This is a genomic window from Sphingobacterium bambusae (genome assembly GCF_033955345.1).
GTDB lineage: Bacteria > Bacteroidota > Bacteroidia > Sphingobacteriales > Sphingobacteriaceae > Sphingobacterium > Sphingobacterium bambusae.
This window is the reverse complement of sequence record NZ_CP138332.1, coordinates 3,907,777-3,932,652: the sequence shown is the minus strand read 5'-3', so window position 1 is coordinate 3,932,652 and position 24,876 is coordinate 3,907,777. Positions and strand designations below refer to the sequence as shown.

20 protein-coding genes are annotated in these 24,876 nt (G+C 45.6%); 12 read left to right on the top strand and 8 right to left on the bottom strand.

The genetic code is table 11. The annotated features are described in order from the left end of the window. Nucleotide 1: 1 nt before the first annotated feature. From SCB77_RS16375 to SCB77_RS16345, 7 genes are all read left to right on the top strand, one after another. Nucleotides 2-772, top strand: a complete 771-nt coding sequence (locus SCB77_RS16375) for an HmuY family protein (protein ID WP_320183074.1) — start codon at nucleotides 2-4, stop codon at nucleotides 770-772. Between the two features lie 23 nt (nucleotides 773-795). Beyond that, nucleotides 796-1,656: an HmuY family protein gene (locus SCB77_RS16370; protein ID WP_320183073.1), complete on the top strand. Its 861-nt coding sequence runs from the start codon at nucleotides 796-798 to the stop codon at nucleotides 1,654-1,656. A gap of 15 nt (nucleotides 1,657-1,671) precedes the next feature. Beyond that, the gene (locus SCB77_RS16365; RefSeq protein ID WP_320183072.1) at nucleotides 1,672-2,448 is read left to right on the top strand and encodes a hypothetical protein; all 777 of its coding nucleotides are present in this window, start codon (nucleotides 1,672-1,674) and stop codon (nucleotides 2,446-2,448) included. A 183-nt stretch (nucleotides 2,449-2,631) separates the two neighbouring features. Next, the gene (locus SCB77_RS16360; protein ID WP_320183071.1) at nucleotides 2,632-3,384 is read left to right on the top strand and encodes a hypothetical protein; all 753 of its coding nucleotides are present in this window, start codon (nucleotides 2,632-2,634) and stop codon (nucleotides 3,382-3,384) included. 67 nt (nucleotides 3,385-3,451) lie between these two features. After that, complete coding sequence (locus tag SCB77_RS16355) at nucleotides 3,452-4,198, top strand: HmuY family protein (protein ID WP_320183070.1); 747 nt, start codon at nucleotides 3,452-3,454, stop codon at nucleotides 4,196-4,198. A gap of 23 nt (nucleotides 4,199-4,221) precedes the next feature. Continuing rightward, on the top strand, nucleotides 4,222-5,499 hold the full coding sequence (locus tag SCB77_RS16350; RefSeq protein WP_320183069.1) for a S41 family peptidase: 1,278 nt from the start codon (nucleotides 4,222-4,224) through the stop codon (nucleotides 5,497-5,499). A gap of 10 nt (nucleotides 5,500-5,509) precedes the next feature. Beyond that, nucleotides 5,510-6,079: a biliverdin-producing heme oxygenase gene (locus tag SCB77_RS16345; protein WP_320183068.1), complete on the top strand. Its 570-nt coding sequence runs from the start codon at nucleotides 5,510-5,512 to the stop codon at nucleotides 6,077-6,079. Nucleotides 6,080-6,085: 6 nt separating this feature from the next. Here SCB77_RS16345 and SCB77_RS16340 read toward each other — a convergent pair whose 3' ends face one another. Beyond that, nucleotides 6,086-7,297, bottom strand: coding sequence for an FN3 domain-containing metallophosphoesterase family protein (locus SCB77_RS16340; protein WP_320183067.1), 1,212 nt, complete (start codon nucleotides 7,295-7,297; stop codon nucleotides 6,086-6,088). A 277-nt stretch (nucleotides 7,298-7,574) separates the two neighbouring features. Between SCB77_RS16340 and SCB77_RS16335 the strand changes: the two genes are divergently transcribed. Together SCB77_RS16335 and SCB77_RS16330 are read left to right on the top strand one after the other, a co-directional pair. Beyond that, the gene (locus SCB77_RS16335; protein ID WP_320183066.1) at nucleotides 7,575-7,883 is read left to right on the top strand and encodes a hypothetical protein; all 309 of its coding nucleotides are present in this window, start codon (nucleotides 7,575-7,577) and stop codon (nucleotides 7,881-7,883) included. A 506-nt stretch (nucleotides 7,884-8,389) separates the two neighbouring features. Next, a complete protein-coding gene (locus SCB77_RS16330; protein WP_320183065.1) occupies nucleotides 8,390-10,069 on the top strand; it encodes a GMC family oxidoreductase in 1,680 nt (559 codons plus the stop codon). A gap of 95 nt (nucleotides 10,070-10,164) precedes the next feature. Here the strand turns inward: SCB77_RS16330 and SCB77_RS16325 are convergent, their stop codons facing one another. From SCB77_RS16325 to SCB77_RS16315, 3 genes are all read right to left on the bottom strand, one after another. Next, nucleotides 10,165-10,515 (bottom strand): bleomycin resistance protein, encoded by a 351-nt coding sequence (locus tag SCB77_RS16325; protein WP_320183064.1) that lies wholly within the window; start codon nucleotides 10,513-10,515, stop codon nucleotides 10,165-10,167. Nucleotides 10,516-10,623: 108 nt separating this feature from the next. Next, nucleotides 10,624-11,142, bottom strand: coding sequence for a hypothetical protein (locus tag SCB77_RS16320; protein ID WP_320183063.1), 519 nt, complete (start codon nucleotides 11,140-11,142; stop codon nucleotides 10,624-10,626). An 83-nt stretch (nucleotides 11,143-11,225) separates the two neighbouring features. After that, nucleotides 11,226-11,798 carry a TPM domain-containing protein gene (locus SCB77_RS16315; RefSeq protein ID WP_320183062.1) on the bottom strand — a complete coding sequence of 191 codons (573 nt, stop codon included), beginning with the start codon at nucleotides 11,796-11,798 and terminating at the stop codon, nucleotides 11,226-11,228. A 287-nt stretch (nucleotides 11,799-12,085) separates the two neighbouring features. Between SCB77_RS16315 and SCB77_RS16310 the strand changes: the two genes are divergently transcribed. Genes SCB77_RS16310 through SCB77_RS16300 form a run of 3 tightly spaced genes read left to right on the top strand, consistent with a single transcriptional unit; the run spans nucleotide 12,086 to nucleotide 16,090 of the window. Beyond that, a complete protein-coding gene (locus SCB77_RS16310) occupies nucleotides 12,086-13,804 on the top strand; it encodes a sensor histidine kinase (RefSeq protein WP_320183061.1) in 1,719 nt (572 codons plus the stop codon). Then, nucleotides 13,797-14,564, top strand: a complete 768-nt coding sequence (locus tag SCB77_RS16305) for a LytR/AlgR family response regulator transcription factor (RefSeq protein WP_320183060.1) — start codon at nucleotides 13,797-13,799, stop codon at nucleotides 14,562-14,564. The genes SCB77_RS16310 and SCB77_RS16305 overlap by 8 nt, the downstream gene beginning before the upstream one ends. After that, nucleotides 14,561-16,090 carry a TlpA family protein disulfide reductase gene (locus SCB77_RS16300; protein WP_320183059.1) on the top strand — a complete coding sequence of 510 codons (1,530 nt, stop codon included), beginning with the start codon at nucleotides 14,561-14,563 and terminating at the stop codon, nucleotides 16,088-16,090. Before SCB77_RS16305 ends, SCB77_RS16300 begins: the two co-directional genes overlap by 4 nt. A gap of 114 nt (nucleotides 16,091-16,204) precedes the next feature. Here SCB77_RS16300 and SCB77_RS16295 read toward each other — a convergent pair whose 3' ends face one another. The 4 genes from SCB77_RS16295 to SCB77_RS16280 all read right to left on the bottom strand — a co-directional run bounded on the left by SCB77_RS16295 (nucleotide 16,205) and on the right by SCB77_RS16280 (nucleotide 24,316). Then, the gene (locus SCB77_RS16295) at nucleotides 16,205-17,800 is read right to left on the bottom strand and encodes a DUF4998 domain-containing protein (protein ID WP_320183058.1); all 1,596 of its coding nucleotides are present in this window, start codon (nucleotides 17,798-17,800) and stop codon (nucleotides 16,205-16,207) included. A gap of 111 nt (nucleotides 17,801-17,911) precedes the next feature. After that, nucleotides 17,912-19,186: a DUF4959 domain-containing protein gene (locus SCB77_RS16290; protein WP_320183057.1), complete on the bottom strand. Its 1,275-nt coding sequence runs from the start codon at nucleotides 19,184-19,186 to the stop codon at nucleotides 17,912-17,914. Between the two features lie 33 nt (nucleotides 19,187-19,219). After that, entirely contained in the window at nucleotides 19,220-21,175 is a 1,956-nt protein-coding gene (locus SCB77_RS16285) for a RagB/SusD family nutrient uptake outer membrane protein (RefSeq protein WP_320183056.1), read from the bottom strand. Nucleotides 21,176-21,193: 18 nt separating this feature from the next. After that, complete coding sequence (locus SCB77_RS16280; RefSeq protein ID WP_320183055.1) at nucleotides 21,194-24,316, bottom strand: SusC/RagA family TonB-linked outer membrane protein; 3,123 nt, start codon at nucleotides 24,314-24,316, stop codon at nucleotides 21,194-21,196. Between the last annotated feature and the right edge of the window lie 560 nt (nucleotides 24,317-24,876).

The window sequence follows — 24,876 nt, the reverse complement described above, 5'->3', positions numbered from 1 at the left end:
AATGATGAACATAAAACGCATACGGATCAACATGAAAAACAAACCGCTTAACGCTTCTTCCACAAGACGTCGAACAGGACGCTCGCCATGGCTGATCGGATTATTCTTTGCTACGGCTATGGCACTGTCCTGTAGCAAAGAAGAAGTACAACCTGATTTGGCCGACGGGAAAAGCACCGTCGTGGAAGATCTCGCAGGCGATACCGGCGCCTCGGTAGGCGATGGTGTCGATGGCAAAGAAAAACGTGATTTCCGCACCTTTCTGTATAGCTTCACTACAAAAAAACAGATCTGGCTCAACAATGCGGCCGACTCGGCGCGCTACATGAAGACCAATGACTGGGATATAGCCTTCACAGAAATCTATAACTCCATCGTCTATGTCAACAACCCCGAGGTCGTGAAAAGCCCGGGCTACGGTGGAAGCGGACAAGGCGCAATCATCAAGGTTGATAAACCCTACGATGAAGTGGATATCGTGCCCGAGGATGCCAATTTTGAAAACAACCAAGGCTTTGTGGGCTGGCAAGGATGGCCCCAGCAGTATAATTATGGATGGTATAACTACAGCCTCAATACCCACTTGGCTGTACCAATTAAAGGACGAACATTCATACTGAAAACAGCCACAGGCAAGTATGCCAAGCTAGAGCTGATCAATGTGTATCAAGGAAACCCGCCGGTAGTCACCAACCTGCACTGGCCCGCCCCTTACCTCACCTTCCGCTTTTTTGTGCAGGAGGATGGAAGCACAAACCTAAAAACAAGATAATCAATAACTGTATAGCTAAAACGATGATAACGAAATTTAAAAACAACAGCTTGATCTTCTCCTTTCGAATAGCCTGTTGCGGCCTGCTTTTAGCACCCTTCGTCGCCTGTTCGGACAAAGGCGAAACGCCTGAACCCGAGCCGATCTTGCCGGAGTTACCAGCCATCACCGTAACCAGCAGTGGCACCTACACCGTAAACAATCTCCCTGGCGACACCACGCAAACCATGTCTGGACAAGACGTAACGAGCGATGGCAATTTCCAAACGATCTACTACAGCTTGGAAGACGGACGCGCCATTCCTAAAGAATATGCAGCCACCGATAAATGGGACATCGCTTTTGCTGGTATCTACAACAGCAGCATTTGGGCAAACCACGGCGAAGTGCAATTTGAGGATGGCAGCAAAGGCCCTGGGTTTGGAAGCACCGGTCGCGGCGGACTTCACTTGGTTGTCGACAGCGAGGTGGACAGCAAATACTACGACAGCAATACGCACAAGCCAAAAGTGTTACCTATACCATTCAGCTACCTCGATGAAGCGTACAATAAAATAGCAGAAGTCCCGGCGGCGGCGCAGGCAAAGCTACTCTCCAACGGCTACCTGAACCTGGATCATTTTCTGGGGAGTGGTGATGGCTATGCCTTTTACGATTTCTATGGCACGATGTATCCCGGCAATGCTAAAAAATCACATGTGGTATACAACATGGCGCGCCCCATTATTATCAAAACAGCCAAAGGCAACTGGGCGAAGGTTATCATCTACAGTTTCTACAAGAACAAGCCAGAAGACCCCGACCGTGATGATAAAGCTCCTTTCATCAGCTTTAAATACACCATCTTAAAAGATAAAAGTACAGACTTTAGCACAGCAGAATAAAAAATACAAACCAACATGATACAGATGAAGATTGTTAAAAACATGATTTCCATAGCCTTTCTAGCGCTGTTCTTTACAGCTTGTTCGAAAGGTGAAGATCCTATTGTCGAGCCAGAACCCGAAGAAGAAGGCTTTTTAGCCGGCACGAATTGGGTGCCCGCGCGCGTGAAAAAGATCAATGATTACGCCTACCTCGACGAAAAGTTCCAAGTGGTCTATATTGTCAATCTACCTTGCCCTGACGTGGGCAACTCTTCTTCGGAGGGACACCGACCACTAGGCTTTAATTTTGATAGCAGCATGCCGATCTATAGTGATAACCATAACGCAGGCGATCTAAGTGCTTACACGTTCGAAACCTCGTCTACTTGGCACTTCTATGTAGATAACATTTACAATTCCAGCTTTAATACCAACGCAACCACGGCCGATGGACAAGCAGGCCGCGGAAAAGTAACGGTGGCAAAAACACTTTTTGATGAACTTGATCAGGTGCCAAGCACAGCAGATTTCACAAAAAACGTCAACCATTTGGGACTAAGCGAGCCTAACGATTCTTGGGGCTTTTATGTATTTGCCAACCACGAACTACGTCCATACAAAGACCGTTCGATGCTGTTTCTTTTGCAAGACGGACGCTACGTGAAGGTACAGATCGTCAATCTTTACAAGGATAATCCCGCGGAAGCGCCCAACTGGAGAGAGCCAACAACAAAGACACTCGCTCCTTACCTCAACTTTAAATATTACGTACAGAAAGAAGTGGGAAACACCACGATAAAAACGCGATAAAGATCTTAAGCACGGCGCCAAATGCTTAAAAAGCGGTTCGCAAGAACCAAAAAACCAGTAGTCAGGACAATAATCACCTTGCAAGCAGAAAACTGTCCGGACTAGTGGCCGCCAAAGAGCCTAGGAAAAGCTCGATGGCTATTATTTACTCATTGTTATTAAGTAACCAAAAAAATGAAAAACATGGAACTTTCAATCCCGATGTTCAATCAATCAAAAGCTTTCAAAGCTACAAAGAAAAAATGGAATCAAATCGCAGTAGCGGTACTTTTAGGCTTAGTTACCTTCTCTTCGTGTAATAAAGATGAAGTGGTAAATCCTAGCTTACCTTTGCAAAATGAATCGGCTATCGTTATCCCCGATGGCGTGACGAGAAACTATGAAGTTTACTCAGATGTAAACGGAACGAAGGGAACTGTATCTCGGGCCGGATCTGTTTATGCTGTACGCAACTTTGCACAAGGCAATATTTCTGGCGGCGGGACAGACTCTACTTGGGCAATCTCTGGAACATACTACTTTAATTTCACTCAGAATGATGGTGCTACCGATGCAAATTACCAAATTACGTTTACTGGTTCTGCTTCAGGTGATATTAAAGCGCGTACAACTGGAGGATACACCTTAGCTTATATCGATAAAGCTTTCGCTTCGGTTACCGCTTCCGATAGCTTCACTGCAGCAACCAGCAACACTATTGGTATTAATTCGGTTGTACGCCCTACAGGATCTACGGTATATGGCAATGGTTGGTATAACTACAACCTAACCACGCACATCGTTAGCGCTCAAGCAGGCAGAACCTTGGTATTGTTACAAAACGGCACACCAAAATTCAAGTTTAAAATCAACAGCTTGTACACCGGCGAAACACCGAATGCACCTGTTGCAGCAACAAATTATCCTTACTATAGCTTCGATTACCAAGCTTTCTAATGCAATACAGGCATCCAGCAAAAGCTGGATGCCTTACTTATTTATTAATCTATCACGTTTAACCACAATGACAACAAAAAAAAACCTACTAGCTTATCTCTTCGCAGGCCTTTTTATCACATGTATTACCGGTGCCTGCAGCAAAAATGACGCTCCTGCTCCAGAGGAAGAGGAAAAAGAAGAGTTCACCATCATCAATGAATATACCAAGCAAGACACAAATGGTGTGGTCTATGTAACCGACTATCCTTTAGATCAAGCTGCAATTACAGAAGTTCATACCTATACGGATTTTACCTATTTCGACTTTAATAGTAATGCTTTTGTCTCCATAGATAAGGCAAAAAGTCCAACCGATTGGGATATCGCGTTTAAAGGGAAAGACGGATCAAATATTTTCATGAATGGTTTTGCATTCAATAATCATTTCGAAGACCCTTTGGAGGGAGACAACCGCGTCGCCTATCTTCGCGGTGATTTTGATGCTATAGAAACTGTTCCGGAGGAGAGTGTGTTTACACACCGTTATTCTCTTCAAGTTAACACGGCTGCCCTTGCTGCAGAACAATATAACATCTGGGCTGTTAGCGAAAATTCAAATGACAACAACTTAATTACTTTTACACCTATTCCGGAACACTTAGCCGTCTATAAACTGACCGACGGTCGCTACGTAAAATTCAAGATGATCTCCATCTATAAAGGAGCATTAACCACGCCTACGCCACAAGATTATCAAACCAAACGCGGCTTTATCTCTTTCAAATATTATATCACGGAAGAAGGCAGCACGGATCTAACAACAAAAAAGTAAGGTCTTTTACCTAAACTAGCGAAATGAAACGAATAGCTCTTTTCTGCCTTCTCTTCGGACTCGTTGCGCTAAGCAGTTGCGAAAAAGATGATCCTGCACCTCACACCGAAGACGAGCAGTTATCACCCGGCACAGGTTCGCGTAACGAACTGACGTTGGACTCTATTTTTCTATATGCACGGCAAGTGTATCTATGGCACAATAGCTTGCCTAGCTACGCACAGTTTTCGCCGCGTACACGCTACGCAAACAGTGCACTATCCGAAATCGAGATGTACCGACAGGAGCTCTTCGACATGGCGCAATACGCCGTCAATCCCAGTAAAAACAAGCCTTACGAGCTAGAAGATGATGCTTGGGCACCGCGCTACTCCTCCATCCAGACCAAAACGGGCAGTAGCGGTCTTTTAGCAGCAAGTACCTTAACAGGCACAGAAACACTGGGCCCTTCCAGCAACTTTGAGGTGGGTACGACGAAAGTTGCCTACTTAGCCTTAAACGGCTTTCCATTGCTTAGCAATATCAAGACAGCATTGGATAATAAGTTTGCCGCTATCGCGCAGGATGCTCCAAGCATTATGATTATCGACCTGCGCAATAATCCCGGCGGATATGTGGAAACTGCAGCCCATGTAGCCAATCTCATTGCGCCCAGCAGTGCTAATGGAAAGTTGATGTATACCGAGCGGTTTAACAGTCGCCTACAAAATGCGAACGCTCGAATATTGCAGTTTCAACCTTACCTGGACAGCTCGGGCAAGCCGGTGCAATACCAAGGACGCTCCGCAACAATGGCTGATGTAGATTATTCAGAAAAAGCAAACAGCGTCTATTTCAGCAAGGAAGGTAGCCTTACATCGCTGCGAACGCTATACTTCATCGTCTCAGGAACAACGGCTTCCGCAGCTGAGCTGTTGATCAGCGCACTTAAACCCTATGTAGCCTGTGTGCTGGTGGGCGAGCGCAGCTATGGCAAGCCTGTGGGCTTTTTCCCGATACATATTGACCAATACAGCCTTTACCTCGCCAGTTTCAGCTTGCATAATGCCGAGGGTTGGGGCGATTATTATAACGGCATGGAGCCCGATATTTCGGTACCCGGATTAGCAAACGGAGATCAGGGCAACCCAACTGAGCCGGCCTTGAAGGCCGTCCTCGCCGCTATCCAAGGGGACGATAAATCTGCTACGCCGCGCGGCAGTGTAGCAAGATCCCTCAATATGAACAGCCCCTCGACCAAGCGCTCGACAGCTCCTGCATTTATTCCTATTGTGGCACAGCCGCCACTACATAAACATTAAACAATTTGCCATGAATTTATTAAGCAACAGCATAAAAAAAGCCACCAAAACCGGACATCAGGACACCGAAAAGAAAGTCGTCATGCGCATCAAGCACATCAAAACAGAGCAGGACTATCTTGAACTGCTCCGCTGCTTCTATGCCTATTTTTCTGCCGTGGAGCGAGCAATTGCCCCTTACATTACGGCGAACACCCTCCCAGATCACCAAGAACGAAGAAACTCCGCTTATATTAAAGCGGATATCCAAGAGTTGGGCGGCGATCTTAGCAATCTCCCTGCGGCGACTGCTCCTTCCGTGACGAACGAGCTACAGGCTATGGGTGCCCTCTATGTATTGGAGGGATCCATCATGGGTGGCCCCTACATCGTACAGATGTTAAAGAAGTTGGGCATTACCCGCGGCTTCTCCTTCTTCAGCGGCTACGGTGAAAATTCGGGACAGATGTGGCATTCTTTTACCGAATCGTTGAACAGCCTCCCTAAATACGAGCTGGACAAGGTTGTCGCCGTGGATACGGCCGTGGAGACATTCCGCAGATTTGGTGATGTATTTCAAGAAGAAACCTCGTTGAGCTAGAAATAGCTAGTGACGATCTATCCGATATTCGGAAATCTTTTTTCCGCTATCGTTCAACACTTCTACATCCAATTGCTCTTGCGAAATATCAACGCGCAAGAGCGTCCTTTCACCATCTTGCGGACCGCCGCCGATAATAATGGGATAGCGGTGTATCTCAGGATTGGGGGCATGAATTTTATGGACATGGGTATGTCCACTAAGCACTAAATCTACCTGTGCGGTGTTGAACAAAGGATTAAACAATGTCGCACAATGCACAGACCCATGTTCGTCTTCACTGTAGAAAGGCGGGATATGCATCAATACTACTCGAAATGCAGCCTTGGTAAACTCCGGTTGTTGCATTTCTTGTGCGAACCATTGCGCCTGTTCCTCGCGATAGCCATCAAAATCCACCACCTCGCCATACACAGGATGGCTGTCGACCTTGTCTTCTCCGGTATCCAATACGATAAATCGCGCCGGCCCCAATGTGAAGGCTGTATAGCCTATATGCTTAAAATATTTGGCGATCGATCTGGCGAAAACGCCACGAGTTTCGTGGTTGCCGCGAACATAGTGTAAGGGAACGTTGCTGGCGAAAGCTTTGCTAATCGGCTGGAGCAGGCCGGCAAGCAGTTGCGGCTCATCCACCTGATAATCGAACATGTCGCCATTAAAAAACACAAAGTCTCTCGTTTTGCCAGCATCCAAAGCTAGCATTCGTTCGATAGCGCCGGACTTTTCATGAAGGTCATTCAGCACAATAAAAGAAACTTTCGACTTAGCCACATCTTGGTTTACAAACTGGTATACATCACTGCTCAACGTATCGCCATAACTAAGCTTATAGGGCTGAAAGTCCAATACCTCTTTCGATACCACGCGGTAGTAGTACGTTTTTCCGGGCACTAGATTGCGTAAGGTCACGCGATGTATCTGCCCCAATGGTAGCAAACCCAATTCGGGATTGCCTGTAGCTTTTAGATGCAGATCTTCGGGATCACTACCATACATTACCCAGCTGTGGGCATCTGCATTCGTAATCCACTGAATACACATCTCATTTCCAAAATTGGTTTGTAGATAGGGCCCTGCAACAACGGAAAAAGATTCCGCATGCTGTCGATCACCTTCCAAAGCAGCAGCACTATGCTTCGCGATAAATAATCCACCAAAAATGGATAAGGATCGCAAAAACGTGCGCCTACTGGCATTATGAACAGCTTTAATCATCACACATTGGCTTTATCAGTATCAGCCCTGCCTAGAATTCGTTAGGCCGGTATGCGCCAACATTGCGCAGTTACTATTACCGGTAGCCCACTTTCTTCCAACAGATCGCTGAAAGCAATATTAGTTAGAAAAAAGCGCCACATCAACAGCGATATAAACGCAATCGTTTGTGTGAAAAATTTAATGGTTATATAGGCTTCGTTAACGGGTTACGCTAAATTTGGTATTTTCTGATTTATATTGTATTTTTTCTCCAGTAACAATCACTGTGACATACATGAGAAAATTAGCTATCCTTTGTTTGGTAATGACCATAATGAGTTGTAAATCCTCTTTCTTTTTTGGCACTGAACCGGTATTTACGATGGGGATGTCGGAGAAAGACTTCAACGAACAAAATAAAGCGCAAATGGTTTTTGCAACAGACCAAGGCACTACCATATACCGAACGTACCACGCCAAAACGTCTTACAAATTTTTCACTTTTGAAAATGAAAAGCTGGTCCGTTTTGATTCCGGAACACATCCAGACGACTACAAGCTTAGCCTAATCGAATGGTACCAAAATAAAGAAGAAAATCAATAGACGGCTTGATACATCGACCACAACGGTGGGGAGAACGTTACCGTCCTTTCACACATCATTTAGGGAATTGACACCTTGTTCTTTGAGCTTTCTAAGGTGGCTTTCATCGCTAGCACTTATTCAACAGCACTTCCTTGCCAAACGCTGACCTCGCCAACCACTCGAAATGTGCAAAGAAATTACAACGCGGCTGCAGAGATAGCTACGCAAAAGATACAAATGAAGTAAGCTTCACTAGACAAGGATATTTTCAAAAAAAAACATTATCATTGTTCTACTTAAATTGCTTGTAGGGATCCCTGCGTAAGGGAATTGAGAACTGATATTATAAGTCTTAAACGAAAATTTATTCATTAATCGTGCTGAAAATCGTCAGTTGAAACTTAATGCAACCGGTTGACTTGTTTCAACAAGTAGTTTGATAATTGCACCGTCATGTAGCATGGAAACGAAAAGCTTTCGACAGGATACGATTACATTATAAACGAAACGTTATAAACTAAACTATGGAAAACACCACGTATGACGCCATCGTCGTTGGATCCGGTATTAGCGGAGGTTGGGCAGCAAAAGAACTGTGTGAGAAAGGATTGAAAGTGCTATTATTGGAACGAGGCGGTCCTTACGATCATGTCAAGGACTACAAAACGGCTAACAAAGATCCTTGGGAGATTCCCCACCGCGGCAAAACCACAATCGAGCAAAAGAAGACATATCCAGCCATACATCGTGGATGGGCTGCTTCAGAAGTGGTGATGGATGGTTGGGCCAACGAACAGGACAATCCCTACACGGAAATAAAACCATTCACTTGGTGGCGTAGTTACCGCATGGGGGGGCGATCTATTTTATGGGGTCGGCAGTCGTATCGGTTAAGTCAAATGGATTTTGAAGCCAATGAAAAGGATGGAATCGCGGTTCCGTGGCCCATTGGCTATGCAGATTTGGCTCCGTGGTATGATTATGTGGAGAAGTTTGCCGGAATAAGCGGATCGATAGAGCATTTACCGCATCTTCCGGATGGACAGTTTCTGCCAGCAATGGAGTTAAACTGCGTAGAGAAAGATATGGCCGAACGGATCAAAAAAGAATATGATTCGAAGCGTCACCTGATTATCGGACGGGTAGCAAACCTTACGAAGCCCATTGAGGGAAGGGTGAACTGCCAATATAGAAACAGGTGTTGGGAAGGCTGCCCCTTTGGAGGCTATTTTAGCACGCAATCGTCTACACTTCCCGCAGCGAAGAAAACGGGGAATTTAACCATTCGCCCCTATTCATTGGTAACAAAGGTCTTATATGATAAAGCTACCAAGAGGGCTAAAGGTGTAGAGATTCTGGATACCGAAGACAACAAAACCTACGAAATAAAAAGCAAAATTGTTTTCCTATGCGCGTCAGCACTCAACAGCACTTGGATATTATTTAATTCTGCAACCGATGTTTGGCCCGATGGATTAGGAAGTTCAAGTGGCGAACTAGGACACAACGTAATGGACCATCACTACAACGTTGGTGCGGGCGGTATTATCGAAGGCTATGAAGATAAATATGTTTACGGCAGAAGGGCGAATGGTTTTTACATTCCGAGGTTTGTGAATTTGGCCGGTGACAAAAGAGACTACCTTCGCGGATTTGGCTATCAAGGCAGTGCAAATCGGGAGGGATGGAGCAGGAGCGTTGCAGAAATGAGTTTAGGAGGCGCTTTCAAAGATGCATTGACAGAGCCCGGTGTTTGGAGCGTAGGTGCGACAGGCTTCGGCGAGATACTTCCCTACCATGAAAATAAAATTTCATTAGATAAAACCAAGCAGGACAAATGGGGACTGCCCATATTGGCGATGGATGCGGAATTGAAGGACAATGAATGGAAGATGCGTAAAGATATACAACATGAGTTGAAAGAAATGTTGGAAAAGGCCGGTGTGAAAAACATAGGAGGCTGGGATAGTGGGCATGCTATCGGGCACGGGATTCATGAAATGGGCACGGCGCGCATGGGGACGGATCCTAAGACCTCGGTGTTAAATAAGTGGAATCAAGTCTGGGATTGTCTGAATATTTTCGTGACCGATGGCGCTTGCATGACATCTTCTGCTTGTCAAAATCCTTCGCTAACCTATATGGCGTTAACAGCAAGAGCTGTGGATCATGCAGTAAATGAATTAAAGAAAAATAATATATAAAAAACTATAATTCAGTTAATTAAAAAAATACTCACCAGAAGGAACTACAAATAGTGGAAACATATATCTGCCGGGTTGCATTTTGCAACCCCTTGCTAACTGCTTTCTCCAAAAGTGAGCAAATTATTATCTGGGTCGAGCAAGGAAAACTCCTGTTGCCCCCAGGGCTTTATTGTTAAAGGTCCGTTCGGATGTATGGAAATACCGCGATCCAAATAGCCTTGGTAGAGCGTTCGTATATCCGCTACACGGATATAAATCTGTCCATAATTTTGAACTGGATCAAGCGCTTCAAATAAAAAGAAGTGAATCTCGATATTATCCTTTCGGATCAATAGATAATCCCCGTAATCGCCAATTTCACTGAATTGAAGGCTTTCGATATAGAAAGCTTTTGTGGCAGCTTTATCGCGCATCGGGAGTTTAGGAATAATAGCTTTCAGCATATCGTGTATTTTTCTGTTAGTAGATAGCGATGTGTTTTACGACAGTAACTTACGAAAAAAATATTTATTCGGCTTCCACCACCTACCAACTTGGCTTAAACAGATCGGCTATATGTCCTCCTCTCTATCCCTCGTTTGTGTTGTATCTCTTAATTGAGCCACCGCATCGCTGATCAGCTTCACCAACAGTTGCGGTTCCATCTTATAATCAGCAAGATTAAGAAGAATGGCTCGCTGACCACCTTTCGTGGTTTTAGCAAAACGAAATTTCAACAGCCTTGCCACAGCAGATAGCTTGGCATCCGCCAATAATGTCAGCTGCATACATTGACGCCGTTTAAAAACAACCACTCCAACGGCTTCGATGTCGCTATACCGAATTAGTTGAGGTATAGAGAGGAATTTTATTACAATACCTTCTTCCTGCAGCCTAATTGCCCAGTTCGAAAAAAAGGATGTAAGAAATAGATAAAACAACAATAATAAAAGTGCGTAACTGAATACAGTTACCATAAATGCGAAGTCTATCGGTCCGGGAGACGAGATATATTTCCGAACAAATTCAACAACCGGCAAAAAAAAAGCAAACCAAATCACAAGCATTCTAATCAGCAAATCTTTTTTCATGCTTTTGGACAGACCAATCTTTTGGTTCGTATTTAAGTTTTTCATAAAAATAGGTATCTAGCTTCTATCATCTTTGCTATTTTTCATGAAGATTTACCCAGTTCGAAATTGAGGTTTTGATACACAATCGCACCTACAGCATTTTTCTCCACATTCAAGGCCTTGATCAACGCTTCAATTCCATTGGACAGACCGTTGTAAAAATCGCCTTTCCTGAAATTCGGTATAAAAAAATCAGTAATAATGTCTTTCGTTTGTTCATCGGTCAGTACCTTCTCGATTCCATATCCGTTCGAGATTCGAATCGTTTTGTGCCCCTTGGATATGCCAATTAGGATCCCATTGTTCTTTTCGGCTTTGCCTACTCCCCATTCATTTGCAATACGCAGTACCAAGTCATCAAACTTATCTGCCTCCACTGCTGTAGCAGGAATGGTGATAACAGCTATCTCTACGCTGGTTCCTTTTTCATAGTTTTTAACCAACTGCGTTAAATTCGTCTCCTCTTCAGCGCTCAACACATCCTCAAAGTCATTTATCCAGCCAACATGATCTGGTATTTCTTGCCAATGGCCGTTGATTTTGTTTTTGTTTTGGCAACTCGACAATACAAACGCGAATAATAAACAGGTAATAAATATAAGGTGTTTTGCCATTGTTGGATAAATTATTGGTAGCGAACGATCCCGTATGCCAATCCAAAATTAATAAAAAAATCAATATGTATAGATATGTAAGCAACATAAGCTTATCCTACCACTCCAACATTGCCCAATCCGCGCCATTGGCGAAGCTAGGTTTATCTGAATGCCTCCCTTAGCCCCTTATTCTTCCAAATACTCGCCACAGTATCCCAATTGCTCATTGCTGTTTTACATCTCAATTTATTTAAGCATCTTCGAGCTATAAGCCCTAAAGAATGCAGCGAATACTATTATTAATCATGCTATTACCCTTACTTGTTGCGCGAGCGCAAGACTCCGAAGGAAACGACTACTATTTCGGCGACAACTTCGATTTTCATGCTGTCTATACCGATTCCCGCATGATGGTACGAAATGAAATCACGTTGAGTACGTCCGATAAATATATCTGGCATATCTTCGAGAAACTAGACAACAGCGTTAAGCTGCCAGGAAAAGGTCTAGATTACCGCCCAAACTCCCCAATTATCTTGGGCATCAAGCTTCATCCGAAACTAAAAAACTACTTCAGTGCCAACGTCCAAAATATCTCGAAAACATACCACAGCTACTTAATCCCCGATAGTTCGGACGCGACAATCATCGCTATGGGCATCAATAAAAACAATCTACAAGATTTCGTTTATCGGATCGTAGAAAATGATAGCGTCGAGCTGATTCCATGGTCCCCTATTCCGGCGCTCTCCATGAAATATGGTGCGAAAGTGCCCTTTGCGGCCATCGGAACCTTCAACTATCCTGAAAAGTTGATTATGGTGGAGGTGCGCCATAAAAAGCAGGTAGGCATTCGGGAGGGATATCTGATAGATTGGCGCAAAAACAAAAAGCCTGTATTGGAACAAATTACCGCCTCCGGAATTGGAGCGTATGGCTACCTTAATCTACTGGATCCGAAGCTCAATAAGCACTACATGCTATCAAATACCGGACGCACGGACGCACCCTTGGCCATGCAATTCGAAAAGGACAGTTTGCAGGGCATGGAGCTGACCTTTGCAAACCATCAAACAACACCCTATTCCATTAACCTGATCCGAACCATCGATAACAAAAGAGATACAATTGGACTGGAGTGGTGGACGCAAGAAAACAGATACTTAGTCCCCAAAGAATATTTCAATAGCGTAGGCGACTATGAACTGTTGATCCACAAATGTGGTCACCTGCGCAAGTATACAGATGCCGATATTTTGCGTATAGCATACCATATCGTTCCGCCCAAATCTGTACACAGCCAATCCTTTTGGATCGTACTAATCATCTTTATCGGAATCGTCGCTTTGTTATTTTTCTTTATGCGCTTCAGCGCCCGCAGGCGACTAATAAAGGTGGAACAGCAACGACAATCGGCCAGCCTGCAGATCAGGAACATTCAAGCACAGCTAAATCCACACTTTATGTTCAATGCTATCAACTCCATCCAAAACTTGATCCAGAAGAACGAGCTCGAAGCCACAAACTATTACCTCAGTAAGTTTTCATCTTTGACAAGAGCCAGCTTGGAAAATGCCGAAAAACAGATGAATGTGCTCAGCCAAGAGATACAATTGCTGGACGATTACCTGAAGATGGAACAGCTCCGGTTTGGTATGCACTACCAAATAAAAAACGAGCTAACGGTGCACAGTGATCTTGTCGAAATCCCCACATTCCTATTGCAGCCCTTGGTAGAAAATGCCGTGAAGCACGGTATCGCTACAAGAGGCCTCGAGGGCTTGATTGTCGTCAGCTTCGAACAACAAGAGCAATCGCTGCTGCTTTCGGTAGCAGATAATGGCATGGGCTTTACAGAAAGCTCCCCACCGAGCAAAAGTGGTTACGGACTACGCTTGACGCGCGAACGTCTTTTATTATTAGGACAACTCTACCCGGAAAATGATTTCCGTATGCAGATCAGTTCCCAACCCGGAAATACAAAAATTACGATAAGCATTTCAAATTGGATTAACCATGCCTGATCAACGCATAAGCTACCTCATCGTGGATGATGAGCCAAACAATATCGAAGTACTTAAAGACTACCTCAGCAAGCATGCGGATAGTATGCGTTTGCTATGCACAGCCTGTCATGCTGATGAGGCGGTAGCACTGATTAAGGAACGACAGCCCGAACTTATCTTCCTCGACATACAAATGCCGCAAAAGAACGGATTTGATCTCCTGCAGGAGCTTGGTGAACGGAATTTTGAAGTTATTTTCGTGACGGCTTATGATAAATTTGGTATACAGGCCATCAAGTTCTCCGCATTGGATTATCTCTTGAAGCCATTAAACTTTACCGAGTTGGAAAATGCCTTGGCGAAAGCCATGCACAAGGTAAAGGAAAAGAAAAGGAATGCCAATCTTGAAAACCTCATCCAAAACTTGAACAAAGTGTCCGATGATCATAAAATAGCGTTACCAACAGGAAGAGAGACACGTTACATTGCCGTTTCATCGATTGTGCGATGCCAAGCCGACAACAATTACACGGAAATACACCTCCTCGATGGCGAATGTATCATCATCAGTAAAACGCTGAAAGAATACGACGAGCTGTTGAGTCCATACGGCTTTCTGCGCACACATCAAAGCCACCTCATCAATCCGAGCTACCTGCTATCGCTCAGCAAGGGGCAGTCACCGCAAATACACATGCATGGAGGCCTTATTATCCCTATAGCACGACAAAAAAAAGAATATATATTTAACGCCTTAAAGAACATCATCAAGCCATGAAAAAACTAACCGCGTACCTAATCTGCGCCTTGCTGCCCATGCTTCTGCTGGCACAGCAAAATAGCGACACAGCAGCCATTACCGATCCGGAATTTGCACAGCACTATGCCTCCAGACCGCAACCGACCATCCGTGGTAAGATTATACATGCTTCAGCGGAGGAAATGGCCAACATACGCATAAAATACAGCTTGGTACATATCGGTCAACCTATCCAATCGTCCTACGAAATTAGGCCCGATGCAAACGGATCCTTCCAAATTGTACTTAACGAGCGCCTCCCCAATCGGCAGATATGGTTTACCTTGGGCGACTATGCCCGGCTGTGCCTGATGGCTAATGAAGAACTGACATTGACTTTTGACTTGGAAAAGCTGAAGAAAAATTTCGTTTATTGGATCGGCGACGGCGTAGACTTCGGCGGTAAAGATGCGGATAAAAATCGTTTAATAAACCAATACATTGTTTTTCAGCGCGAACAAACACCTGATATACCGACCCAAATCGAAGCTCTCGACATCAACAGGCCAACATATCTTTCAGGGCTGGACAGTCTATTTAAGCTACAAAATGAACAAATGGAGAGATTTTTCGCTCGCTACGGAAACCAGCATAGGGAGTTAATAACAGGTGAAAGTACGCTGGCTTACTATGCGAAGAAAATAGCCTATTTTCTAAGGCACGATCAGCCCCTTATTGACACGCCAGCGATCCTCGCTCCCGTGTATGCCATTTCCAACGATACGTATTCATATCTGCGAGTATTGAGTTTATATTTAAAAAAAGTTGGATTCAGCGCGACGAAACAAACATCTAATTTGGAAACACTTGCGAGATATTATGATGAAACGTTGCCAGCAGCGTATGCTGATCTGCTGAAACTTTATATGGGACATCCTGACTTAAAGCACTTGACACAGCATTACGAAGCCATAAGCCCCTCTCTTCATTTCGACTGGTCGCGCGATTACCTTAGTGAACAGCTGACGAGCTTGAGAAAAAAAATAGCACAGATTGATTCCATCAGTCATTCAGCAACAGTAGAAAAGCCCCTCAGCAGCTCCTTGGGTAGCCTAAGCATTAAAACGCAAACAGGCATATCGCTTTACCGTAGCCCACAGCAGACTGGCGAATCGCTTTTAAAAGACCTTCGATCAGCCTATGCCAACAAACTGGTTCTAATCGATATCTGGGCGACATGGTGCGTCCCTTGCATACAGGCCATGCCCTATGCAAAGAAACTGCAAGAAGAGGCAAAGGCTTCTAACCTGCCTGTAGAATTTGTTTACCTCTGTACATCAGGCGGCTCGGATGAAGAACAATGGAAGAATAAAGTGCTGGAAATACAGCAACCGGGCACGCATCTATTTGTAGACTCGAAGGCTATAAGCGAGTTAATGACCATGTTCAATATGGGCGGCTTTCCTTCCTATCTATTACTGAAACCTGATGGAAGCTATGACGAAAAAACGGTCAACTCCCTTTCCAACCTCCAACTCGACACTTTAAAAGATTTACTTCAATAGAAGCGAACATAAAAAGCATGACCGCAACAGATATAGGTCTGTGCTGAGCACTATAAAAAAAGAAGGCTGCGGTGCCGAACTTTTGGCACCGCAGCCTGCCTAAAATCAAGCCTATTACTTCGAAAACCTAAAGTTGGAGAAGTAATAAACCATATCGACCGGTGGCTTAAAATCCAACGACGGTTCACCGCCAATATTGATCACGACCACGCGGTTATGTGCGCTCTCACGAGACGATAAATCTACCGATACATCGGTCCATTTTTCGAGGTTTGCATCCGCAATTCTGTAGTCGTTGGCATTTGGTTGCCATAGTTCCTGACTAAAAGAACTCTCACTTGGGAATGCCCACATATAATTCATAAAACGGGGCCAAAGGCGCTGATAAGGTGCATAAATACCTTCAAATGTTGATTTGGCAGGCATAAACACTTTAAACTTCAGGTAGCGATACTCGGCTATGTTAAACCGGTATTCTTTCGGCAACACAAACGCGAAGGAACCACTTCTATTCCTCATTGTCACGCGAAGCGGATTGACAATATTCGTTCCCGCAGGATGGGAAGTTGCAGGATTTACGATATCGAGCGCCCAGGCAGTTGCATCCTGTACTTTTCCATCCAAAAAGAAATTCATCGGGATAAAGGATTCATCGGGCGTTGTGACCCACTCCACGATTCCTTTTTCATCAAAAGGCTTTAAAAGATGATCGATCCCCAATGAATTAGGCACGTATTTTATTTTCTTGATGAATCCCAAATTCAGGAGATCCACCATGGTCTGCGCATTTTCATTCGATATCGGTGATACTTTCCGAATGAAGGGCAAATAAGTACCGCCGCCAATCGTCTTCACGATATCATTTCTATTATAGTCTAGCGTCTTTAGCGGAAACAAGGTGCCTCCCGTGAGGTCAAGTTCTTCGATATTCGGGAAGTAAAACAAATCCTGCAAGGTGTTCGTGTGCACTGGGAAGTAGAGTTTCTTGTAGGAAGCTACACCGTCCGCGGTGAACACGCTTATACCATTTGCTGCCAAAATATCGCGTTCTGCCGGATTGAACACCGTAGACGAGGTCGGCATGGTGATATCCAATGGCATCGAGACCGCTAGGGAATCCAATATAGGCACACCATTAACTTTGGGCGTGACATGATGGGTCATCTTTAATTGGAATGGCTGGCCTGCCTGTAGGTTTGCCGCAAAAATCCGTGGTCGCGCACCCTGCGTACCCTTTATTGTTTTCCCATCTTGGTCGGTGTACTCGTATTCGAGACTGCGGTAATCCAAGAGAATGGATGAGAGTGAAGTCGTCCAGTCAACGACAACAGCATTGGGCGAAGTCAGCACACGAGGGGAAGCCACCACCAGATTGGCGAGATCACTCGACGTGTAGGGAATCACCGCAATCTCTTGCGGAACCGATTTATTTTCATACTCGTCCAGTGTATACACGCGGATGCGGTATAGCTTAGACTGCTTCATATCGGGCACATTGATCCACGACACCAGTGAATCGATAATCATTTGTTTACCATCATATTCGATCACCGTTTTGGAGGATTTCCCCAGCGATATTTGGCTAGACGGGATTCGGCCAGCCTTAAGCAGATCCAGCTCTACCCGTTCAAAGCCTATTTTAGCCGTGATCGTATCATACTTGCCCGGATAGATCACTTCCGTAGCATAAGGGTCGATATTATCAAACATACCCTTACATGCCGATATCAAGCTCAGTATACTGAGGATCCCCAGGCACAGCATTGTATTTTTTGACAGACTGTTCATAACCTTTATTTTCTTTGTTAGCATGGTTATTTTTTAATTCGTTTTTCTTCCGTACAGCGTGATTTCTGACAAACAATTGCCATCTTCGAGCGTATAATTTCCGTTGAAACTTTTCACCGCTTCATACCTGAACCAACGTGTAGGCTTTGTGTAGGCCGGTTCATCTGGATACATATAAGCCATGTCGCCGGCTTCGCCCGTCTTCACAAACTCCAGTTCCGTTAAACCTTGCGGAACCAAAATTTTGCTTTGCGATACAAACTCCCAAGAACTACTGGCATCATCCCAGATATACATGTTATAGAGTCCCACGTTCTCGTCGCGGTAATACTGTCCACGATTGATGTTAGCCAATCCGCCCGAGTGCCGTTGCACGGTAATGATACGGCTCAGCTCATAGTGTGCACCGAGGTCGATGATAAAGTTCCAAGGCATATTTCCATCGCTGGTCCTGCCGGTTCTTCCTCGACTGCCGGTATGCAGAAAATTGAGGTTATCTCCACGGTCGATCATATCATCGATGACATACCGATTACGTCCTTCCAGCGCGTTACCGAACACCATAGGCACGCCGCCGATCGAGTCGTTTGCGTTGGGCAACTGCCACCCCGCCTTCGGAATTTTGTTATCCTCAAAGAGGGAGATGTTTCCCTTATCGATGGTCTCTGTGATGTTACCATACATATCCTCAACACGAACCTTCACCCCCACTTGTTCAGTCGGTGGCAGGAACAAGTCGTTGACGAAGCGACGATCTTTCTCCAAATTGGAAGAAAAAACGGACGTCAAGGTGCGGGAGGCGCCATCTTGGTTAAAGGTAAAATCAACATACACATTGATGTTCTGTTTGAGTTCGTTCGTCCAGTCCAGAAAGAACGAACTAAACCCGGGCTTTACTTCCAGCGAATTCGCCACGCGGCTAAATGCGGGTTCCAACGGGGTTACCGATACATCCAAGGCTTGCGAACGGTTACCTGCCCGATCTACGGCAAATAGCTGTACATTGTACGCATCGCTACTGGGAAAACCATAAACATCCAACGAGTCCACAAAATAGGAGGCAGCGAAGGTAAAAGATTTTCCTGCCGGCGTCGTGTATACAGCTTCGACACTCATCAGGTCTTCATCGTTGGGTATATTGTAAAAGAATCGTGCACCGCCAAAGAGCGGTTTATACGATTTCAGGGTGACCATACCCGGCGGATTTCCATCATCGCTATTCGGCTTGAAGCGATCGAGCTTCTCGCAAGAAAGCAGCATAAAGCAAGTAAGCAGGATATATAGGGGATTTATAGGTATATATTTCATCGTCATTTTGATTTATGGTTCAACTGTTGATCCTTACCATCCGGGGTTTTGCACAAGCTGTCCGTTGGTGTTCATTTCGTTCAGGCTGATAGGCCATAGGCAGTCCGTGATGGTGAAACGTCGTTCCTGCTTCACCTCCAGCACAAAAAATGTGGAGGCTGTCGTGCCCGTGTGTGTCCATCCCCACACGGGGGCAGAGAAGGCGGAAGTAGCCCTTTTGTGGCGCCACATATCCCAAAAATGAATACCTTCGAAGGCAAACTCAATGCTGCGCTCCTGCAAGATGATATCGCGAAGCCCTTCTTTCGTCGTATGCTTGTTTACGCTACGCGCCAAGGAGCCATCAGCCCATACGGTTTCGATATTCGGGATGCCCGCACGCTGCCTTACTTTATTGATCTCCTGGTAAACCTGCTGCGATGGCCCACTGTATTCATTGAGCGCTTCAGCTTTCATCAGGTAAAGATCCGCCATACGGATAATAGGGTATGGAAATTTTATAGTTCGTTGCCAAGCCCCAGACTGCGACTCGGGATGCACCAACTTCTGGGTACCAATCCCTGTGGCCATAAAGTCCGTGGTATGCTGGGAAGAGTTGTAGCCCCCATGGGAGTTGCCAAACATCATCGTGTTGATTCGGACAGCATGTGCCCGCCAATACCCCGCTGTGATCCCCAAATTGGCATAGAATCGCGGTTCGCGGTTCATATACAGCTTAATTGTCTCCGCCCCGGGCTGCATATAACCGTTCCATGGGGTGTAGGACGGATCCAATAATCCGGGGGTGCGTATGATCTCATGCTTGTTCACCGCATCGTAGCTCAGGTCTTCTTCGATGGGCAGGCCATTCTCGGTATAGTACTTCTCGGCCATTTTGTAGGTGGCGGCCATCCATTGCCAAGAGAAGCTGGAGGAGTTGACCACCCCATCGCCATAGCCCTCGGGCAAACGAATATTACTGGAATGCGCCAACTCGCCGGAGTTATAATAATCTAAGTTGGAATTTCCCCATACCAACTCATTGTTCCAAGGGTCTACCACCACCATGCGCAGGTCATAGAGCGTCTTCATGCGTTGATTGTTGGCTTCAAATGCTGGTCGGTCGTAGATATAAGGTTCTCGCTCGTAATGATACAGCCTTAAACCGTTGGTTTCGCAAAGGGCGATGGATTCGTTTAGTGCATCAAGAGCCTCCTTCCATTTTTCCCTATTTTCCTGAATTGGGAAAAATGGTTGCCCATCTTTGTCCATAAAGTCGCCAAAATACTCTTGGTTACCATTAAAAAATGGACTCGCACGGAACACTAAAACGCGCGCCTTAATGGCCTTGGCAGCGACTTGATCTACCTGTCCAAGGTTATTGGAGGTGGCACGTTCCACCAAATTAGGGATGGCTTCGTTCATCAAATCCAGGATAAAGGTGAAGCAGTCCTCTACTTTTGTTCTCGGCAGAAACAGCTCTTCCTTCGTGGATTCCGGCGAGGCCATGGTTTTGGGGATCACGATAGGTCCGTAGCGCTGCACAAGCAGGAAAGCGTAATAGGCTTTCAGAAATTTAACCTGCGCTTTCCAGTCGGCTTTCTCCCCATCCGACATGTCGCGCACATTATCGATATTCATCAGGAAAACGTCTGCCTGGCGCATCCCTTCATAAAGCGGCTTACCACCTTCAGTGCCCGACCAAAGTCCCAACTGCGGCGAGGTTTGCGACTGCAACCCACGCATGATACGCATGGCGCGTAGGTCTCCGTTATTGTTATTCAGATCCAATCGCCCCACCCACTCATCGCCCAGCGTCCAAGAGGTCACATGGGTTTTGTCGTCATTAGGAAGATAACTGTATACCTTCGCTAGCGCATTATAGGCATCAATCTTAAGATTGAATAAATCTTCTAGTTTCAATGTGTTATCCGGCACCACATCCAGGTACTTGCTGCAAGAGCACAGCATCAGGATGCTTGCCAGTATGATATATGCGGTCTTTCTCATCTTCATGGTTCTTAATGATTAATACGTTAATTGGATCCCTACGTTAAATCGTCGGTTCGGCGGGTAGCCAAGGCCATTGCGCCCGACTTCTGGATCCCACAATTGGAAAGGGCTCAGCACAAAGAGGTTCTCGGTGCTGAAATAGATCCGGCTTCCGGGGTTTATCCCGATACGTTTGAGTGTTTTCGGGCTGAAACCAATCTCCAAGGATTTAAGCCGCAGGAAAGAACCATCACGCATCCACCAAGAAGACTGCTGGGTGTTGTTGTTGATCGGTTCCGTAGATAAACGTGGCCAAAAGGCATGAATATTCGGATTTGTTTCGCTCCAGTAATCATCGGCGATAATGGATAGTGCGTTCCTTCTATTGGCAAAGGGCGCTATACCATAGGAACCGTTGGAGGCGTTAGACTCATCAGTGGCATTGATAAAGAAGGACACATTTTTGTTGCCCTGAAAGAAGAATGAAAAGTCAAAGCTTTTATACCCCATGGACATCCCAAAACCATATTGTATCTCTGGAACGGTGGGATATCCCATCGGAATACGGTCGTTATCGTTGATCACACCGTCGCCATTGATATCCTTATATTTGATATCACCAGCCATGTATTCACCAAAATCCTGCCGCGGAGAATTTGCTATTTCATACGCATCAACAAAAAGACGCTCGGCCAACAAGCCCCATTGCTGGTTGATGTTATGTCCTTGCCTTTTAAGGTATTGATCAGGGTAATCACGCTCATCCAATTCCAAAAGCTTGTTAACCGCATAGGTGAAATTGGCCCTGCCGGATAGCCAAAAGTCAGATCCAAAAGACTTTTGGTAGTCGATGGATCCATCAAAGCCCTGCGAGCTCACTTTACCAACGTTGCCGCTTACGCTAGCCTCCAAACCGGCGGAGGCAGGAAAGTTCTCTCGGTTCATGTAAATGTTGCTGCGTACATCGCGAAAGAAATCACCGACAAATTTCAGCGACTCGTTCATAAAGTTCACTTCGAGGCCGAGGTTCATCTTTTCAGACTGTTCCCAAGAGATATCTGGGTTGGCATATCGGTTTACGTTGAATCCATTGTAGGAATTCATAAAGCTATTTCCCCAACGGTAGGAACCTCCACCCAAGGATATATCCGAGAGGTAAAAGAAACGATCCGCCCTGCCTGCAATGGCATCGTTACCAACAAGTCCCCAGGTACCACGCACCTTCAAGGTGCTGATGGCGCTTCGGAGCGGCTCCCAAAACTTTTCGTTGGAAACCATCCAGCTCGCACCAAAAGAAGGAAAGAATCCAAACCGCCTTTGGCCGGTAAACTTCTCTGAACCATTGAAGCCGTAGGACACCTCGGCGAAGTATCTATTGTCGTAATCGTAGGTCAAACGACCAGAGTTACCCATATTACGTTCGGGTAGCGTTTCATAGATGGAGGTGCTATTGCCAGCGGTTAGCAGCTTTTCTTCCATCATGCCCACGGTCATGGCACCTACGTTATGCGATCCAAAAGTTCGGTTCCAATTAAGCCTGACTTCAAAATAGTAATGCCCGTTGGCATCCCGAACCGGAATTACATCGCCAAGATAAGCCTGTCCTGTAGTGGGATTCAGCGGATACAGGGTGTATTCGCCGCTAATTTGATTGTAGGATTCGAGGTCGTAGAAAAAAGGGAAGTAAGTTCGTCGGCTGGCATACTTGCTCCAGGTGTTTACAGATGCCTTACCCTGAACGCGCAGCCCTTCAGTAAGGAAACCAAGATCTTGCGATAGCGTGGCCTGTGCCACAATACTGCTTTCGTCCCGATCTTCATAGCCACGTACCATTTCGGCATAGGGGTTTGTTTTTAGATTGCCTGCTACCGAGGTGTTCCCAAAAAGGACGTGATTGGTGAAGGCGTTCGCCGGATCGGGCGCATAGACGGCCGGAAAATCGACGGGGTTGCTGTTCATAATCATCCGGAAGATATTACTGGCCGACTCGTATGGGCCGGTGTAACGATCAAAGCGCCCTTGGATACGGGTATCAAGGGTAGTCGTTTTGGTGAGCTTCAGGATCACATTTGATCGGATGAAAAGCCTATTGATGTCTATATTGTTGTTGAAGTTATTGCGGTTATCCACCTTCAGGAGCCCGGTTTCCTTGTCGTAGCCCGTGGATACATAGTATGTGGCCACCTGTCCCCCACCGGATAGGTTCACGTTGGCCTTGTAGTTGGTGGTGGATGTTTTGAATAAGGTGTTGAACCAGTCTACATTTGGGAAGATCATAGGATCCTCACCATCTATGGTCGACTGTATTTTTTGTTGGGAGTAGTAGCCGCCCAGCACGGGATCGCGCGTAATGCGCGCTTGATTATACAATTGCATGTAGCTCACCCCGTCGATCATATTGACCATCCTCGTTGGCGACGCCGTGTTGACATCCACCCGCGCATTCATGCGCACAGGCCCTTCCCGCCCCGCCTTGGTGGTGATCATGATGATACCGTTTGCACCACGCGCACCATAGAGCACCGTGGCCGAGGCATCTTTCAGTATCGAAAAGCTCTCGATATCGTCCGGCAGGATACGGGCCAGCACATCGGTGGTCGATTCAAAACCGTCGATCAAGATCAACGGTGAGGTTTGGTAGCCGAATGTGGTAACACCACGAATAAAAAACTGCGCGTTATCCGCGCCGGGCTCGCCGGAAGTTTGGTAGGAAATCACGCCCGGGATACGGCCAGCGAACGAACCGGTCAGGTTGGATGCCGGAATCCGCAGGTCGGCCGCATTGACCGTTGTGACCGCACCCACGATAGAGGACTTCTTCTGTGTACCAAAAGCAACTACCGTAACCTCGTCGATGTAACTATCGTCTTCGTACAGCATGATTTCCAATATGTTCCGTTGATCAACAACCTGTGTGAGCTGTTTCATGCCCACCGAAGTGAAGGTAAGGCTATCGCCAACGACGGCCATAATTTCAAACTCTCCGTTCTCATTGGTCACCACGGATGATACACGGTTTTTGAGGATGCTTACTCCGGGCATAAGCTCTCCATTGCTTGCGTTCTTAACAACCCCAGTCACCTGTTTCTGCGCTAAGGCGAGAGCAGGAGCAAGAAGAAGAAGCATAAACAAAAGCAACTTTTCTTTCGATCTTTGCATATGAATTTATTTAGGTTTATCAGGTATCTGGTCCAAGGACCAGAAGGCTTACAATTTAAAAATAGTTATGGTTAGCGATTGTCGTGATTGGTTAGAATCAGCACAGCATAAATATAGCAATTCATACCTATTGGAAAATTGTCTATTCTGATCTAAAAATTGCAAAATCTGATCAAAAGCATTTCATAGCGATGGGATATGCCAAAAATGATATTGAAAAATATACGGCAGTCTTTCAAAAAATCGCGCAGACGTTTAAAAGAAAATCACGGACAGGTAAATAACGTGCTTAAACGCATTTCGGTACCCGTCACTATTTGCAAGAAATCCTCGTTTAAAAACCTTTCAGTCCACTTTTTTCACTGTTTGCGGTTACAAATGCTACGTAACATTCGTCTATCGTCGCCGAAAATCGCTTATTGAACAAGCATCAACTTCTCCTTGTCAACCAATTTGTTCTTCTTGTCGGATGCTTTTTTCTTGCTGTCGGATATTTTTGCTCCGTCGACAACTGCAAACTGCACCTTGCTGTGTAACAGGTTTTAGCTGATGGATGACTC